The following is a 13,594-nucleotide window of genomic DNA, read 5'->3' on the forward strand; positions in this document are numbered from 1 at the left end:
CATGGACGTGAACGCGGCGGTCGCCGCGGCCGCTGCGATCGCCGGGGTGCTCACCGGCGCCGTCGCCGTGCTGGCGTTCCGCTGGAGCGAACGGGAGCAGCGGCGCCCGACCCGCGCGTCGTCGCGCACCGACCCGGTGCTCCCACCGGGCGTGGACACGGTCCTGTCCGTCCTGCGCTCCTCCGCCGTCGTGCTCGACGAGGTCGACGCCGTGGTCAAGGCCAGTTCGGCGGCCTACGCCCTCGGCCTGGTCCGGGGCGGCGAGCTGGCCGTCGAGCCGATGCTGCAGATGGCCCGGGACACTCGGCGGGACGGCGAGATCCGCCAGGTCGAGCTGGACCTGCCCCGGCGCGGGGGCGGGCGTGGCGAGGCGCTGGCCGTCTCGGCCCGGGTCGCGCCGCTCGGGTCCCGCCTGGTGCTCCTGCTGGTGGAGGACCTGACCGAGGCCCGTCGGATCGAGGCGGTGCGGCGGGACTTCGTCGCCAATGTCAGCCACGAGCTGAAGACCCCCGTCGGCGCGCTGTCGCTGCTCTCCGAGGCCGTCATGGACGCCTCCGACGACCCAGAGGCGGTGCAGCGGTTCGCCGGACGGATGCAGATCGAGGCGACCCGGCTGACCAGCCTCGTCCAGGAGCTGATCGACCTGTCGCGCGTGCAGAACGACGATCCGCTGGAGGACGCCGAGTCGGTGCGGATCGACGAACTGGTGGCCGAGGCGGTCGACCGCTGCCGACACGCGGCCGGCACCAAGCAGATCACGATGGCCTGCGGCGGCACGGCGGACCTCACGGTCAGGGGAAACCGGGGCCAGCTCGCCGCCGCTCTGGGCAACCTGGTGGAGAACGCCGTCAACTACTCGCCCGCCCGGACCCGGGTCGGCATCGCCGCCCGTCGCGTGGAGACCCCGGGGGGCGACCTGATCGAGATCGCCGTGACCGACCAGGGCATCGGCATCTCCGACAAGGACAAGGAACGCGTCTTCGAGCGCTTCTACCGGGTCGATCCGGCCCGGTCCCGTGCCACCGGCGGGACAGGGCTGGGACTCGCGATCGTCAAACACGTGGTCGCCTCGCACGGTGGCGAGGTCACCGTCTGGAGCGCCGAAGGCCAGGGCTCCACCTTCACGCTGCGGCTGCCGGAGGCGGGCGCGGCCCGTGACGGCGCCCGGCAGCGGCTCGTCCGGGCGGCGCTCGACGAGGCGTCCGACCCGACCTCGGCACCGCATCGCTCATCCCCCTACGAATCGCTTCCCGCCCCGGAGGTCCTTCCGTGACCCGTGTGCTCGTCGTCGAGGACGAGGAGTCCTTCTCCGACGCCCTGTCGTACATGCTCCGCAAGGAGGGGTTCGAGGTGGCCATAGCGGCCACGGGCCCCGACGGACTCGACGAGTTCGAGCGCAATGGCGCCGACCTCGTGCTTCTCGACCTGATGCTGCCGGGTCTGCCCGGCACCGAGGTCTGCCGCCAGCTCCGCGGACGCTCCAACGTCCCGGTGATCATGGTCACCGCGAAGGACAGCGAGATCGACAAGGTGGTCGGGCTGGAGATAGGAGCGGACGACTACGTCACCAAGCCCTTCTCCTCCCGCGAGCTGGTCGCCCGGATCCGGGCCGTGCTGCGCCGTCGCGGCGAGCCGGAGGAGGTCACGCCGGCGGCGCTGGAGGCCGGGCCGGTCCGGATGGACGTCGACCGGCACGTGGTGACCGTCGGCGGCGGCAAGGTCGATCTGCCGCTCAAGGAGTTCGACCTGCTGGAGATGTTGCTCCGCAACGCCGGGCGGGTGCTCACCCGCATGCAGCTGATCGACCGGGTGTGGGGCGCCGACTACGTCGGCGACACCAAGACGCTCGACGTGCACGTCAAACGTCTGCGGGCCAAGATCGAGCCGGACCCCGGCGCGCCGAGGTACCTGGTGACCGTGCGGGGCCTGGGCTACAAGTTCGAGCCGTAGGGGTCGCGAGCCGGTGACGTGGGGGAGGGGCGGGACCTCGCGGGTCCCGCCCCTCCCCCACGCGCGGGGCGACGGTTCAGTGGCCGGCCGAGCCGTGGTCCTCGGTATCCGCCGATTCACTCGCGTCCGCCGCGGGCTCGTCCGTCGCCGCGGCGGGCTCGCCCGCGGCCGGTGTCTCGGGGGACGACTCGGCGGTGGGGGTGCCGCTCGGGCCCCAGGAGGCGTAGAAGCCCTCTGCGGGGTGGACGAACGCCTGGAGGCTGACGTCCCCGGTCTCGCTGAGGGTGAAGGTGATCTTCTGGGCGTTGCCGTCCTGGATGGCCTCTCGGCTGCTCGGCAGGACGGCGGAGGCGTTGCCGTCGCCCCCGACGATCAGCGAGCCGCCCGCGGGCACGGTGAGGTCGCCGTCGTCGGCCGGGCTCAGCTCGGCGGACTTGGCGGTGCCGTCGACCGTGATCGACTCCAGGGTCTGGTCGGTGTTCCCCGAGTTGAACAGGGTCGCGGCGATCACGGCGGGACCGGTCGACTCCAGATCGGCCTGGGTGATCACGATGGCGTTCTGGATCTCGATGTCGCCGACGCTGGTCGCCGCGTGGTCCGGCTTGATCTCCTGCGACTGGGCGTTGTTGCCGGCACCGCACGCGGCCAGCGAGAGGACGGAGACTGCGGTGGCGGCGGCGGCGAGAGCACCGCGTCGAAGGCTGCTGCTCACGGCGGCGGCAACTCCTTGACTCGAGCGTGGTGGCGGCAACCGGTAAAGCCGCCCTAAGTGACTGTCAGTGGCCCTTAGGTTAGCGAGCCGCCCGCCGGTCGCCGCACCCGACCCTCCCCCGGCGCGGTCACGGCCCGCCGCTTCGCCCGGCAGGCGGTGGCCGAGACGAAGCGGCGCGGGCGGCCGAGTGGGCGGGTACGCGCGTCGCCCGAGGGGGCCGAGGTGTCGGCGTTCCGTGATCGTGATTTGTGAGGGGAATGCGCGGCCGGGGAATTGATCTTACGAGTGCCGGGTCGGACGCCCGGTCGATCAATTCCGCATTCGTCCGGAAGTCCGCGCGGGTTCACCGAACGGAGTAGCGGAACTCGGCCGCGCGGGACCGGACATAAGGGGACATATCTTGCCTTCGGCGCGCGTCCCGAGGGGCGACTGGTGCCGCTTTCGCCCCCGGCGCAGACGTGCTCCCACCTGCGAATTCCTTCGACGGCTCGCCTTCGGAAGCACGTCCCGGACGCTGTTGTCAAGCCCCGAGATGGGCCCTGACCTGCGAAAACGTCATTCAGGACGCGTCGTATCCGTGTTACCCTGGATAGCCACGGAAGGGGTACCTGTCACATGACGTTCAAGGTTGGCGACACCGTGGTCTATCCCCATCACGGGGCCGCGCTGATCGAGGCCATCGAAACTCGCCAGATCAAAGGCGTGGACAAGACCTACTTGGTGCTGAAGGTCGCCCAAGGCGACCTGACGGTGCGTGTGCCGGCGGACAATGCGGAGTTCGTGGGCGTGCGTGATGTGGTCGGTCAGGACGGGCTGGACCGGGTCTTCGAGGTACTGCGCGCGCCGTACGCCGAGGAGCCCACGAACTGGTCGCGTCGCTACAAGGCGAATCTGGAGAAGCTCGCCTCCGGTGACGTCATCAAGGTGGCGGAGGTCGTGCGCGACCTGTGGCGCCGTGAGCGCGAGCGCGGACTCTCCGCCGGCGAGAAGCGCATGCTCGCCAAGGCCCGCCAGATTCTGGTGAGCGAGCTGGCACTCGCCGAGAACACCAACGAGGACAAGGCCGAAGCCCTGCTTGACGAGGTCCTCGCCTCCTGAGGCGGGACGCGAGCCGGCGCTTCGCGACACGAAACGCCGCGGTGCCCGATGACTTGTGAGCCGTCGCCGGGCCCTGCGGCATGTCCGCGTCTGGCGAAGGCCCCCACCTCACCTCGCGCCTCGCGGCGCCTCCCCGCGCCGGCACCGGGCAGCCGGCTCGATCGGATGTCACGGAAGGGTCCGGTCGAGGCGTCGTGCCCGGCACACCCGAGGCCATACCCATGCCGGGTCGGCACACAAACCTGACAGGAACCGATGTCTGACCGATCGCGCCCCGCACCGCCTCCCGACACCGTCGTGTCCGTCCCCGGCGGGAGCGACACCCCCTCCGGAGCCCGGCCGGCGCGTGCCGCGGCCGTGATCCCCGCCGCGGGTCGAGGCGTGCGCCTCGGGCCGGGCGGCCCCAAGGCCCTCCGGGCGCTCGGCGGGATTCCGATGCTCGTCCACGCCGCCCGTGCCATGGCCGCCTCACGGTCGGTGGCCCTGGTCGTGGTGGTCGCCCCGCCCGACGGCGTCGCCGAGGTCCGGGCCCTGCTGGACTCCCATTCCCTGCCCGAACGCACGGACGTCCGGGTCGTCCCCGGCGGGGCGACCCGCCAGGACTCGGTGCGGCTGGGACTGGAGGCGATGCCCGAGGGGCACGACATCGTCCTCGTCCACGACGCCGCCCGCCCCCTCGTCCCCGTCGACACCGTCGACGCGGTCGTGGAGTCCGTGCGCGACGGCGCGCCCGCCGTGGTCCCGGTGCTCGCCCTCGCCGACACCGTCAAGCAGGTCGAACCCTCCGCCCCGGGCGCGCCGGAACCGGTGGTGGCCACGCCCGACCGGGCACTGCTGCGCGCCGTCCAGACGCCGCAGGGCTTCGACCGGGCCACCTTGGTCCGCGCCCACGCGTCGGTGACGGAGGACGTCACCGACGACGCGGGCATGGTCGAGCGCCTGGGGGTGCCCGTCGTGGCGGTCCCCGGGCACGAGGAGGCGTTCAAGGTCACCCGACCACTCGACCTGGTGCTCGCCGAGGCGGTCCTGACCCGCAGGAGGCTCAACGATGGCTTCTGAGCACGAGGGAGGGGCCGGCCCGCCGCCGCTGCCTCGGGTCGGGATCGGCACCGACACGCACGCCTTCGAGGAGGGGCGCGAGCTGTGGTGCGCCGGGCTGAGATGGGAGGGGGAGGGCCCCGGGCTCGCCGGCCACTCCGACGCGGACGTCGTGGCGCACGCGGCCTGCAACGCGTTGTTCTCGGCCGCCGGGCTCGGCGACCTCGGACGGCATTTCGGCACCGGGCGTCCCCGGTGGTCCGGGGCCTCCGGGGTGACCCTGTTGACCGAGTCGGCCCGGATCGTCCGGGAGTCGGGCTTCCGTATCGGCAACATCGCCGTCCAGGTGGTCGGCGCGCGGCCGAGGATCGGCAGGCGGCGCGAGGAGGCCGAACGGGTCCTCTCCGAGGCCGCGGGTGCGCCGGTCACGGTCTCCGGCGCCACCACCGACGGACTCGGCTTCCCCGGGCGGGACGAGGGACTCACCGCCATCGCCACGGCCCTGGTGGCCCGGGAGGACTGAGCTTCGGCGTCGCCCGCCCGCGCCGGCACCGGCGGGCCCGGCCCTCCCGGGGCCCGCTCCGTCGGTCGGCGAGGCCCGGGAGGGAAACCTCGTACCGGCACTCGCCACCCCGCCGCTCCTACTACCCTGGTCACGTGACGATTCGCCTGTATGACACCAGCGCCCGGCAGATCCGTGACTTCACCCCGCTCGTCCCGGGGCGCGTCTCGATCTACCTCTGTGGCGCGACCGTGCAGGCCGCGCCACACATCGGGCACGTCCGCTCCGGCCTGAACTTCGACATCATGCGTCGCTGGTTCGCCCACCGCGGTCACGAGGTCACCTTCGTCCGCAACGTCACGGACATCGACGACAAGATCATCCAGAAGGAGGCGGAGCGGAACCGCCCCTGGTGGTCCATCGGCTACGAGAACGAGCGGGCCTTCGACGACGCCTACACCGCCCTCGGTTGCCTGCCGCCCACCTACGAGCCGCGCGCCACCGGCCACATCACCGAGATGGTCGAGATGATGCGCGCGCTCATCGAGCGGGGCCACGCCTACGAGGCCGCGGGGAGCGTCTACTTCGACGTCCGCTCCCTGCCCGACTACCTGTCGCTGTCCCACCAGGACCTCGACGGCCTGCGCCAGCCGGCGGGCGAGGGCGAGTCGGGCAAGCGCGACCCCCGCGACTTCGCGATGTGGAAGGCGGCCCGGCCCGGCGAGCCCAGCTGGGAGACGCCCTGGGGCCGGGGGCGACCCGGTTGGCACCTGGAGTGCTCGGCGATGGCCCACAAGTACCTGGGCGCGGAGTTCGACATCCACGGCGGCGGCATCGACCTGATCTTCCCGCACCACGAGAACGAGATCGCTCAGGCCAGGGGCTTCGGCGACGCCTTCGCCAGGTACTGGGTGCACAACGCCTGGGTCACGATGAGCGGCGAGAAGATGTCCAAGTCGCTGGGCAACTCCGTCCTCGTGTCGGAGATGGTCAAGCACTGGCGGCCCGTGGTGCTGCGTTACTACCTCGGCACCCCCCACTACCGATCGACCATCGAGTACGGCGCGGAGTCGCTGGGCGAGGCCGAGGCCGCCTTCGCCCGGATCGAGGGCTTCGCCCGACGCGTCGTGGAACTGGCGGGTCCGGTGGAACCGGCGACCGAGGTGCCCGCCGCCTTCGCCGAGGCCATGGACGACGACCTGAGCGTCCCCCAGGCGGTCGCCGTGGTCCACACCACGGTCCGTGAGGGCAACAGCGCGCTGGCCGCGGACGACAAGGAGACAGCTGTCGCCTGCCTCGCCGACGTCCGCGCCATGCTCGGCGTGCTCGGCATGGACCCCCTGGACGCCCGCTGGACGAGCGAGGACGACCAGAGCCGCCGCCTGCGCTCCGTCGTCGACGACCTGGTCCACCTCATCCTCGACCAGCGGGAGGCGGCGCGCTCGCGGAAGGACTGGTCGACGGCGGACGCCATCCGAGACCGGCTGAACGCCTCCGGGCTGGTCATCGAGGACGGGCCGCAGGGCCCGAGGTGGACCCTCGGGGCCCGGTGACCGCGGCCGAGGCTTGATCGAGTGTGCCCGCCGGCCCGCCGGACGGGCACACTGTCAGGACGACGTGCGTCGGGCGGAAGGCCCCACGCGCGCGAACACACTTTCCGAGAGAGCGAAACGGGTAACTCATGGCCGCGAACAACCGCCGCATGTCCGGCAAGAAGGGCGCGCAGGTCGGCAGCGGCGGCAATCGGCGCCGGGGCCTGGAAGGCAAGGGGCCCACGCCCCCCGCCGAGATGCGCAAGGGTCACGCCAAGCAGCGCGCGGCCCAGGCCAAGGCCCGCCGGACGCAGGGCCGGCAGCAGGCCCGCCGAGGCGGGCGTGCCACGTCCGAACTGGTCGTCGGCCGCAACCCCGTGGTCGAGGCGCTTCGCGAGGGCGTCCCCGCCACCACGCTCTACGTGCAGCAGTTCATCGACAACGACGAGCGGGTCAGGGAAGCCCTCCAGGTCGCCGCCGAGCGCGGTGGCATCAACCTCATGGAGGCCCCCCGCCCCGAACTGGACCGGATCGCCGGAGGGCTGAACCACCAGGGTCTCGTCCTACAGATCCCGCCGTACGCCTACGCCCATCCCGAGGACCTCCTCGCCGCCGCCGACGACGCGGGAGAGACGCCGCTGATCGTCGCCCTGGACGGGGTCACCGACCCGCGCAACCTCGGCGCCGTGGTCCGGTCCGTCTCCGCCTTCGGCGGGCACGGCGTCGTCGTGCCCGAGCGGCGGGCCGCGGGAATGACCGCCGGCGCCTGGAAGACCTCCGCGGGGACGGCGGCGCGCACGCCGGTCGCGCGCGCCACCAACCTCACGCGCACGCTGGAGGCCTACAAGAAGGCCGGTGTCGTGGTGGTCGGCCTCGCCGCCGACGGCGACGCCGAACTCGGCGACCTCCGAGTCCTGGACGGACCGGTGGCGATCGTGATCGGAAGCGAGGGCAAGGGGCTGTCCCGTCTGGTCGGCGAGACCTGTGACCTGAGGGTACGGATCCCCATGCCGGGCGGCGCCGAGTCGCTCAACGCGGGTGTCGCCGCGGGCATCGTGCTCTACGAGGTGGCGCGCCGGCGCGCCTGATCCCCCCGCGCGCCCCGGCGCCCGCGCGGGGTGTTCCCGGTGGTCCGGGCCCGCTTGACGCGGTCCGGACAGATCCGCCAGGTCAAGGCAGTGTCCTAACCACACGTCACTCGGTTAGATGAGTGTGGACACCAGAACACCCCGCACACCCACGGGGGACCGCTCGTCGGGGTTCGACGACGCTCCCCCGCTGAGCATGGTGAAGGTGCCGAGCGATCCGGCCCAGGTCATCGTCAATCACGCGAGCTTCCGCGTGCAGCTGGGCGCCTCGGCGCGACGCTCCCGCTCCCAGCGGGTGGCGCGGCACCTGATCGCCGCCCAGGACACCACCTCCTTCGCCGCGCTCGGCGGCGCGGCCGGTCGCGCGGGGGCCGGCGCCCCCGCGCGGCGCAGGCCCGTCGTCTGGAGCGGGCGCTCCGCCCCGGACGACACCGGCGCGCACCGCCTGCTGCAGGCCGTGCGGGCCGGGGCCGTGCCGGTGCCGGACACCGGGGCGACCCGCGTCGTGCCGCGGGTCGGCCTCGACGACCGGGAGCCGGTGGAGCGCGGCGAGGACCTCACCACCCGGACCCTGCCCACCCCCGTCGTCGGTGCCAGGCCCGGGGCCGACGCACCGTCGGCCGGCAGGCTGCTGCCCCCCATGCGCACGGTCGGCGGCGCCTACGACGAGCCCCCGTACGAGGACTCGGACCACCCCGAGCCCGACCGCCCGGAAGAGGACCCCGACGACCGCGGGGGCCCCGCCGCCCGCCCGCCGGGATCCCGGGGGGACGGCGAAGACTCGGCGCGGCACGCCTACTACCCCGGTCGCCGCATGAACCTGGGCGTCGTACTGCTTCCGCTGCGGGTGGTCATCGGGTTCGTCTCCGTCTACGCCGGGATGGGCAAGCTCTGCGACCCGGTCTACTTCGACGGAGGCGAGCGCGGCTCCCTGGTCGCCTGGCTGAACACGCTGACCCCCTGGGAGGCGGCGGAGCCGCTGCACCGGTTCGCGCTGGCCCACCCGGTGGGCTCAGGCCTCGCCGTGGCGTTCCTCCAAGTGATCGTCGGTGTCCTGACGATGCTGGGCTGCTGGCAGCGGTTGGCCGCCGCCGTGGGCGCCCTGCTCTCCGCGGCTCTGCTCGTGACCGTCGGCTGGACGGCGGCCACCGGCTACGACGCGTCCGACGTCCTCTTCCTGGCGGCCTGGTCCCCGTTGATCATCGCCGGAGCCCCGGTGTACTCCGTGGACGGCCGCCTCGCCGCGACGGCCTGGCGACGCCTCGGTCCGCTCTCGGACATCTGGGACCTCCGCCTCTTCGTCCTACGACGGGGGGCTCTGGTCACCTTCCTCGTGGCGGGGGTCACCCTGCTCGTCGGCTCCGTGCTCGGCGGCGCGGTGCGCGACACCGACCGGGTCGTCGTCCCCGGCCCCGGCGAGGCGCCGCGCAACGTCCAGCCGGGCTCCCCGCTGCCCAGTGAGCCGGAGGAGCCGGGTGACGCCACCCCCGAGGCCTCCGCCTCGCCCAGCGACGAGGCCGGCGTCCCCGAAGCCGCCGAGCCCTCGGAAGCCGCCCCCACCCCGGAAGCCGTCGGCGATCCGGGCGAGGCGACCTCCGGCACCCCCAGCCAGACCCAGGGCACCACCGGGCAGGCCCCGCCGGAGCGGCAGCCCGAGCCCGCCGCGGAGGAGCCCCCGCCGAGCACCACCGCCGGGCCGGCCGGCGGAGGCGGATCCACCGGCGGTCCCGGCGGACCCGGCGCCGGAGACGTCGGCCCCGGCACGGGCACCGAGCCCGGCACCGGCGGCGACGTGGAAAGCGGCCCCGGACCGGAGGAGGACTCCGCCACGGAGGGGCCCGGGCTCGTCGGCGGGTTGCTGGGATAGGCGCCCCATCCGGGCGCGACTCCGGCCCGAGGGGTGTGCGCTGTCGCGTCCGGCGGCGGCGCGACCCCTCGGGCGGTCGGGGTCGGCCGCCTGACCGGGGCCGATGTGGGAGGCGGCTCGCGCTTGGTGGGGTCGGACCCTTGTGAGTCGACGCTCAGCGTCCGAGCGCCGCCAGTTCCCTCGCCGCCTCCGTCAGATCCTTGGCGGTGTCGATGGCTCGCCAGTAGGAGCCCTGAGGGATCGGGAAGCCGGCGAGCCGCCGCTTGCGCGCCAGTCGGGGGAAGGTCGAGCGCTCGTGGTCCCCGCGCTCCGGGAGAGTCCCGGCGAACTCGGCGGAGAACACGTAGACGCCGGCGTTGATCTCGAAGGTCGAGGGCGGTGCCTCGATGAAGTCCGTGATCTGCCCGAAGCCGTCGGTCTGCACGGCACCCCACGGCAGCCGCGGGCGCGCCAGCGCCAGCGTCGCGACGGCGTCCCGCTCGGCGTGGAAGTCGGCCATGTCCCGCAGGGAGAACCTGGTCCAGATGTCCCCGTTCGTGGCGTACCAGGGCTGGTCCGGGTGGGGCAGGTGGGCGGCGGCGTACTTCAGACCCCCGCCTCGGCCCAGCGGCTCACTCTCCACGACGGTGGTCACCGACACCGGCAACTCGGAGTCGGCCAGCCACTTCTGCAGGACCTCGGCGAGATGTCCGCAGGAGACCACCACGTCGGTGACGCCCTCCTCGGCGAGCCAGGAGAGTTGGTGTCCGATGATCGGCGTCCCCGTGCCGGGGATCTCGACCATCGGCTTCGGCCGGTCGTCGGTGTAAGGACGCAGTCGGGACCCTTGTCCTCCGGCCAGGACGACGGCCTGCACGGGACGGCGGGACACGGTGCTCGGATCGGTCATGGGCGCACTGTACGTGGGTGGCGCGATGAAGCCGGTCACCCCCGCCCGCCCGAGCCTCCAGCGAGAGTGGGACGCGCTTCCAGGCGTCCCGGGTCCGGGCGGGCTCCGCGTGACGCGACGTGCCCGTTGCCGATCCTCGGCCGGTCCTCGGCAGATCGGGCTGCCGAGGACCGGCCGAGGGTGGTCAGACCGTGCAGACGGCGTACGCCAGGAGCGTGCCGTTGGCGATCTGTCCGGGGAGTGTGGTGGCTGTGACGGTCCATCGGTTGTCGAGGAGGAGGTCACGCCGGTCCGCGCTGACTTGGACGTTCTCCGAACTGGTCACCAGTTCTCCTTCGAGGATGCCCCGGTCTTCAGGCCGGGGAGGAATCGAAGCCCCCGCGTAGCGGGGCACGGAATAGAGCAATCGCCGTCAGAGCGATTGGTTGTCTCCACCCACCGGGCCGAGGGCGGCCTCAAGTAGGTGGACGATCTCGGAGTTGAGGGACCGTCGGTCGGTCCGGGCCTTCTCGACGAGGCGTTCATGCAGGTCAGCGGGCAGGCGGAGAGAGATCCGCTTCTCAGGTTCCATGCTACGATCATGTCATGACGACGCCAGGGACGCAGCAGAGGGATGCCGGGCATGCCCGGTACACCTTCCGGCTTCGTGTGTCGTCGACCGCCCGCGCGGGCCTGACGGCCGAGTGGGCGCGCTGCCGCTGGGTGTGGAACGAGTGCGTGGCCGTGTCCCGCAAGGTCCACGCCGCGAACCGGGACGCGGCCGAGAAGACGACGGGCGGTCCGGCCCAGCTGGACAAGATGCTGACCGAGGCCCGCACCACGATGTCGTGGCTGCGTGAGGGTGCCTCGGTGCCGCAGCAGCAGACCATCCGCGATTTCGCCAAGTCCCGCGCCAAGGCCATGAAGGACATCAAGGCCGGGCTGCCGATGCGGCAGCGTGCCGGGATGCCCCGCATCAAGCGGAAGCGGGACGCGCTGCCCACGCTGAACTACACCACCCGGGGCTTCCGGCTGAGGGACGGCCGCCCGCACCTCGCGGGCGGCATCGTCTTGACGGTCGTCTGGTCCCGCGATCTCCCGGCCGCACCCACCTCGGTGCGTGTCTACCAGGACTCCTTGGGGCACTGGTACGCGTCGTTCGTCGTCGCGACCCAGGTGCGGCCGCTCCCGGCAACGGGCCGGGTGCTCGGCGTGGACTGGGGCGTCGGGGAGACCGCCACCACCACGTCCGAGGCCCACGACCTCCCCCACGCCGAACACGGCGAGAAAGCCGCGCGGCGCCTCGCCCACTACCAGCGGATGACGGCCCGCCGCCGCCCCGCGCGCGGGCAGGCGGCCTCCAACGGCTACCGGCAGGCGCGGCGGCAGACCGTGAAGGTGCACAAGAAGGTGGCCCGGCAACGCCAGGACACCGCCCGTAAGTGGGCCAAGTCCGTGGTCCGCGACCACGACGCGATCGCCGTCGAGGACTTCCGCCCGAAGTTCCTCGCCGAGACCACCGTGGCCCGCAAAGCCGCCGACGCGGCGATCGGCGTCACCAAGACGGCCCTGATCGAGATGGGCCGCAAACACGCACGGGACATCCATCTCGTGCATCCCGCACACACCACGATGGACTGCGCGGCGTGCGGAGCGAGAACCAAGCACGCACTTCCTCTTTCCGAACGTACCTACACCTGCACCGCGTGCGCAGTCGTCTCGCCTCGGGACAAGAACTCCGCCCGCGTGATGCTCGTCCGGGCTGGTCTCAACCCGGCTGGTGTCGATCGTGTAAGAGCCGGCGGACCGCTGGTCCCCAGCCAACGTGAGCCAGGAATCCCCGTCCTTTAGGGCGGGGAGGATGTCAAGTAGCCGCCGCTCAGTCGTCCCGGCGGGGCAGTCGGCCGTGGCGGTGGCGAAGTCGCCGTTCTCCGGCACCTCGATCTCCGTTCCCGGTACCTGCTGGTCAGGAGTACGGAGCAGGCCAGGGTCATGCCACCGGTCACGCCCCAGAGGCGCCTGCGGCGCACTCGAGCCACCGTGGCCGGCTTGGATCTATCGCTCATGGAGTGTCCTCGCTCAGGGGAAGGCGCCCCGTAGGAGGGGGCGCTCTCCCACCGTCACCAAGTGCGTTCGAGCGCGCACGCCCAGCCGGCCCGATGGAGGCGTGCGGCCATTCGGAGATCTGCCGAGTGTCACTCGTCCGCGATACGGACCGCTCGTCCTGTCCCTCCCGCTTCCCCCGTCACGAGGACGACGGTCCACGCGTGGCCGTGGGCGTGGCACGCGTGGACCGTCGCCGGTGAGCGCCCTCAGTGGTGCGCGGCCAGCACGCCGGCGGCGAAGGCGGTGTCGCAGACCGGGCGGGCGTAGGACTGCGCGCGCTTCGGGCCGTAGACCCGAACCGCCGCGCGACCCAGGGTGCGTGCGATGGAGGCGCAGTGTCGTGCCAACGACGGGCGCTCGTCGACCGCCCGCTGGAGGTGGGTCAGCGCGGTGCCCGGGTCCTCCTCTCGCAGCTCGGTCAGCAACCGGTCGCGCAGCGCCTCGTGGGGGGCGAGGGGCTTGGCCCGCGAGGAGGTCGTCGACGCCGCGGCCTCGGAGGCGGCCAGCACGGAATGGGACTGCGCCCCGGACCAGTCGACCCGGGTGACCGCGAGCGTCCCGGAAAGCACCAGGACCACGGGCAGGACCAGGGCGAGGGATCGGCCGATCCCTCGGGCGGGACCCCGGCCCCGACGCTTTCGAAGGGTGGTGGAGTGGTTCACGGAGTGCATCACGCGAGCGAGCGTAGCGGCAGGTGACGGCGCGGCGACATTTGGTCACCGGTTCGAGGGACGGGAGAGGCCCGTTCCTCGAACCGAAGTTGACGCACAGCACTCGAAACGTCCGGTACGGCAGGGTGATCACGGACGGCGCGGGGGCTCCACCGCGTGCCG

At 72.6% G+C, this 13,594-nt stretch carries 14 protein-coding genes; 9 read left to right on the plus strand and 5 right to left on the minus strand.

Going from position 1 to position 13,594, the window contains the following annotated elements; genetic code table 11:
• Window position 1: 1 nt before the first annotated feature.
• Window positions 2-1,273, plus strand: coding sequence for an ATP-binding protein (locus tag JEK78_RS12130; protein ID WP_200258383.1), 1,272 nt, complete (start codon window positions 2-4; stop codon window positions 1,271-1,273).
• A complete protein-coding gene (locus tag JEK78_RS12135) occupies window positions 1,270-1,950 on the plus strand; it encodes a response regulator transcription factor (protein ID WP_037795450.1) in 681 nt (226 codons plus the stop codon). Before JEK78_RS12130 ends, JEK78_RS12135 begins: the two co-directional genes overlap by 4 nt.
• A 76-nt stretch (window positions 1,951-2,026) precedes the next feature.
• Here JEK78_RS12135 and JEK78_RS12140 read toward each other — a convergent pair whose 3' ends face one another.
• Window positions 2,027-2,662: a DUF461 domain-containing protein gene (locus JEK78_RS12140; RefSeq protein ID WP_200258384.1), complete on the minus strand. Its 636-nt coding sequence runs from the start codon at window positions 2,660-2,662 to the stop codon at window positions 2,027-2,029.
• Window positions 2,663-3,277: 615 nt separating this feature from the next.
• Between JEK78_RS12140 and JEK78_RS12145 the strand changes: the two genes are divergently transcribed.
• The 6 genes from JEK78_RS12145 (at window position 3,278) to JEK78_RS12170 (ending at window position 9,787) form a co-directional block, all read left to right on the plus strand.
• Entirely contained in the window at window positions 3,278-3,760 is a 483-nt protein-coding gene (locus JEK78_RS12145) for a CarD family transcriptional regulator (RefSeq protein ID WP_003953493.1), read from the plus strand.
• A gap of 255 nt (window positions 3,761-4,015) precedes the next feature.
• Window positions 4,016-4,819 (plus strand): 2-C-methyl-D-erythritol 4-phosphate cytidylyltransferase, encoded by an 804-nt coding sequence (gene ispD, locus JEK78_RS12150; RefSeq protein WP_200258385.1) that lies wholly within the window; start codon window positions 4,016-4,018, stop codon window positions 4,817-4,819.
• A complete protein-coding gene (gene ispF, locus JEK78_RS12155; RefSeq protein ID WP_200258387.1) occupies window positions 4,809-5,321 on the plus strand; it encodes a 2-C-methyl-D-erythritol 2,4-cyclodiphosphate synthase in 513 nt (170 codons plus the stop codon). Before ispD ends, ispF begins: the two co-directional genes overlap by 11 nt.
• 134 nt (window positions 5,322-5,455) lie before the next feature.
• Complete coding sequence (gene cysS / locus JEK78_RS12160) at window positions 5,456-6,853, plus strand: cysteine--tRNA ligase (RefSeq protein WP_200258390.1); 1,398 nt, start codon at window positions 5,456-5,458, stop codon at window positions 6,851-6,853.
• A gap of 128 nt (window positions 6,854-6,981) precedes the next feature.
• Window positions 6,982-7,920, plus strand: coding sequence for a 23S rRNA (guanosine(2251)-2'-O)-methyltransferase RlmB (gene rlmB, locus JEK78_RS12165; protein ID WP_200258393.1), 939 nt, complete (start codon window positions 6,982-6,984; stop codon window positions 7,918-7,920).
• Between the two features lie 118 nt (window positions 7,921-8,038).
• Complete coding sequence (locus JEK78_RS12170) at window positions 8,039-9,787, plus strand: DoxX family protein (RefSeq protein WP_200258395.1); 1,749 nt, start codon at window positions 8,039-8,041, stop codon at window positions 9,785-9,787.
• 154 nt (window positions 9,788-9,941) lie between these two features.
• Here the strand turns inward: JEK78_RS12170 and JEK78_RS12175 are convergent, their stop codons facing one another.
• The 3 genes from JEK78_RS12175 to JEK78_RS12185 form a co-directional block, all read right to left on the minus strand.
• A complete protein-coding gene (locus JEK78_RS12175; protein ID WP_200258397.1) occupies window positions 9,942-10,676 on the minus strand; it encodes a nucleotidyltransferase family protein in 735 nt (244 codons plus the stop codon).
• 184 nt (window positions 10,677-10,860) lie between these two features.
• Complete coding sequence (locus tag JEK78_RS12180) at window positions 10,861-11,001, minus strand: hypothetical protein (protein ID WP_200258399.1); 141 nt, start codon at window positions 10,999-11,001, stop codon at window positions 10,861-10,863.
• 87 nt (window positions 11,002-11,088) lie between these two features.
• On the minus strand, window positions 11,089-11,247 hold the full coding sequence (locus JEK78_RS12185; protein ID WP_200258400.1) for an Arc family DNA-binding protein: 159 nt from the start codon (window positions 11,245-11,247) through the stop codon (window positions 11,089-11,091).
• A 14-nt stretch (window positions 11,248-11,261) separates the two neighbouring features.
• Here JEK78_RS12185 and JEK78_RS12190 point away from each other — a divergent pair, with 14 nt between their 5' ends.
• Window positions 11,262-12,506 (plus strand): RNA-guided endonuclease TnpB family protein, encoded by a 1,245-nt coding sequence (locus JEK78_RS12190; protein WP_200258401.1) that lies wholly within the window; start codon window positions 11,262-11,264, stop codon window positions 12,504-12,506.
• Between the two features lie 461 nt (window positions 12,507-12,967).
• Here JEK78_RS12190 and JEK78_RS12195 read toward each other — a convergent pair whose 3' ends face one another.
• Complete coding sequence (locus tag JEK78_RS12195; RefSeq protein WP_242483396.1) at window positions 12,968-13,432, minus strand: hypothetical protein; 465 nt, start codon at window positions 13,430-13,432, stop codon at window positions 12,968-12,970.
• Window positions 13,433-13,594: the final 162 nt, after the last annotated feature.

This window comes from Streptomyces sp. HSG2 (genome assembly GCF_016598575.1).
In the GTDB taxonomy this organism is placed as follows: Bacteria; Actinomycetota; Actinomycetes; order Streptomycetales; family Streptomycetaceae; genus Streptomyces.

What these genes read in the sequence shown, in the direction of transcription:
- JEK78_RS12190 (WP_200258401.1), top strand. Translation starts at nt 11,262, where the DNA reads ATGACGACGCCAGGGACGCAGCAGAGGGATGCCGGGCATGCCCGGTAC.
- JEK78_RS12130 (WP_200258383.1), top strand. Translation starts at nt 2, where the DNA reads ATGGACGTGAACGCGGCGGTCGCCGCGGCCGCTGCGATCGCCGGGGTG.
- JEK78_RS12145 (WP_003953493.1), top strand. Translation starts at nt 3,278, where the DNA reads ATGACGTTCAAGGTTGGCGACACCGTGGTCTATCCCCATCACGGGGCC.
- JEK78_RS12195 (WP_242483396.1), bottom strand. Translation starts at nt 13,432, where the DNA reads ATGCACTCCGTGAACCACTCCACCACCCTTCGAAAGCGTCGGGGCCGG.
- ispD (WP_200258385.1), top strand. Translation starts at nt 4,016, where the DNA reads ATGTCTGACCGATCGCGCCCCGCACCGCCTCCCGACACCGTCGTGTCC.
- JEK78_RS12175 (WP_200258397.1), bottom strand. Translation starts at nt 10,676, where the DNA reads ATGACCGATCCGAGCACCGTGTCCCGCCGTCCCGTGCAGGCCGTCGTC.
- ispF (WP_200258387.1), top strand. Translation starts at nt 4,809, where the DNA reads ATGGCTTCTGAGCACGAGGGAGGGGCCGGCCCGCCGCCGCTGCCTCGG.
- JEK78_RS12185 (WP_200258400.1), bottom strand. Translation starts at nt 11,247, where the DNA reads ATGGAACCTGAGAAGCGGATCTCTCTCCGCCTGCCCGCTGACCTGCAT.
- JEK78_RS12170 (WP_200258395.1), top strand. Translation starts at nt 8,039, where the DNA reads ATGAGTGTGGACACCAGAACACCCCGCACACCCACGGGGGACCGCTCG.
- rlmB (WP_200258393.1), top strand. Translation starts at nt 6,982, where the DNA reads ATGGCCGCGAACAACCGCCGCATGTCCGGCAAGAAGGGCGCGCAGGTC.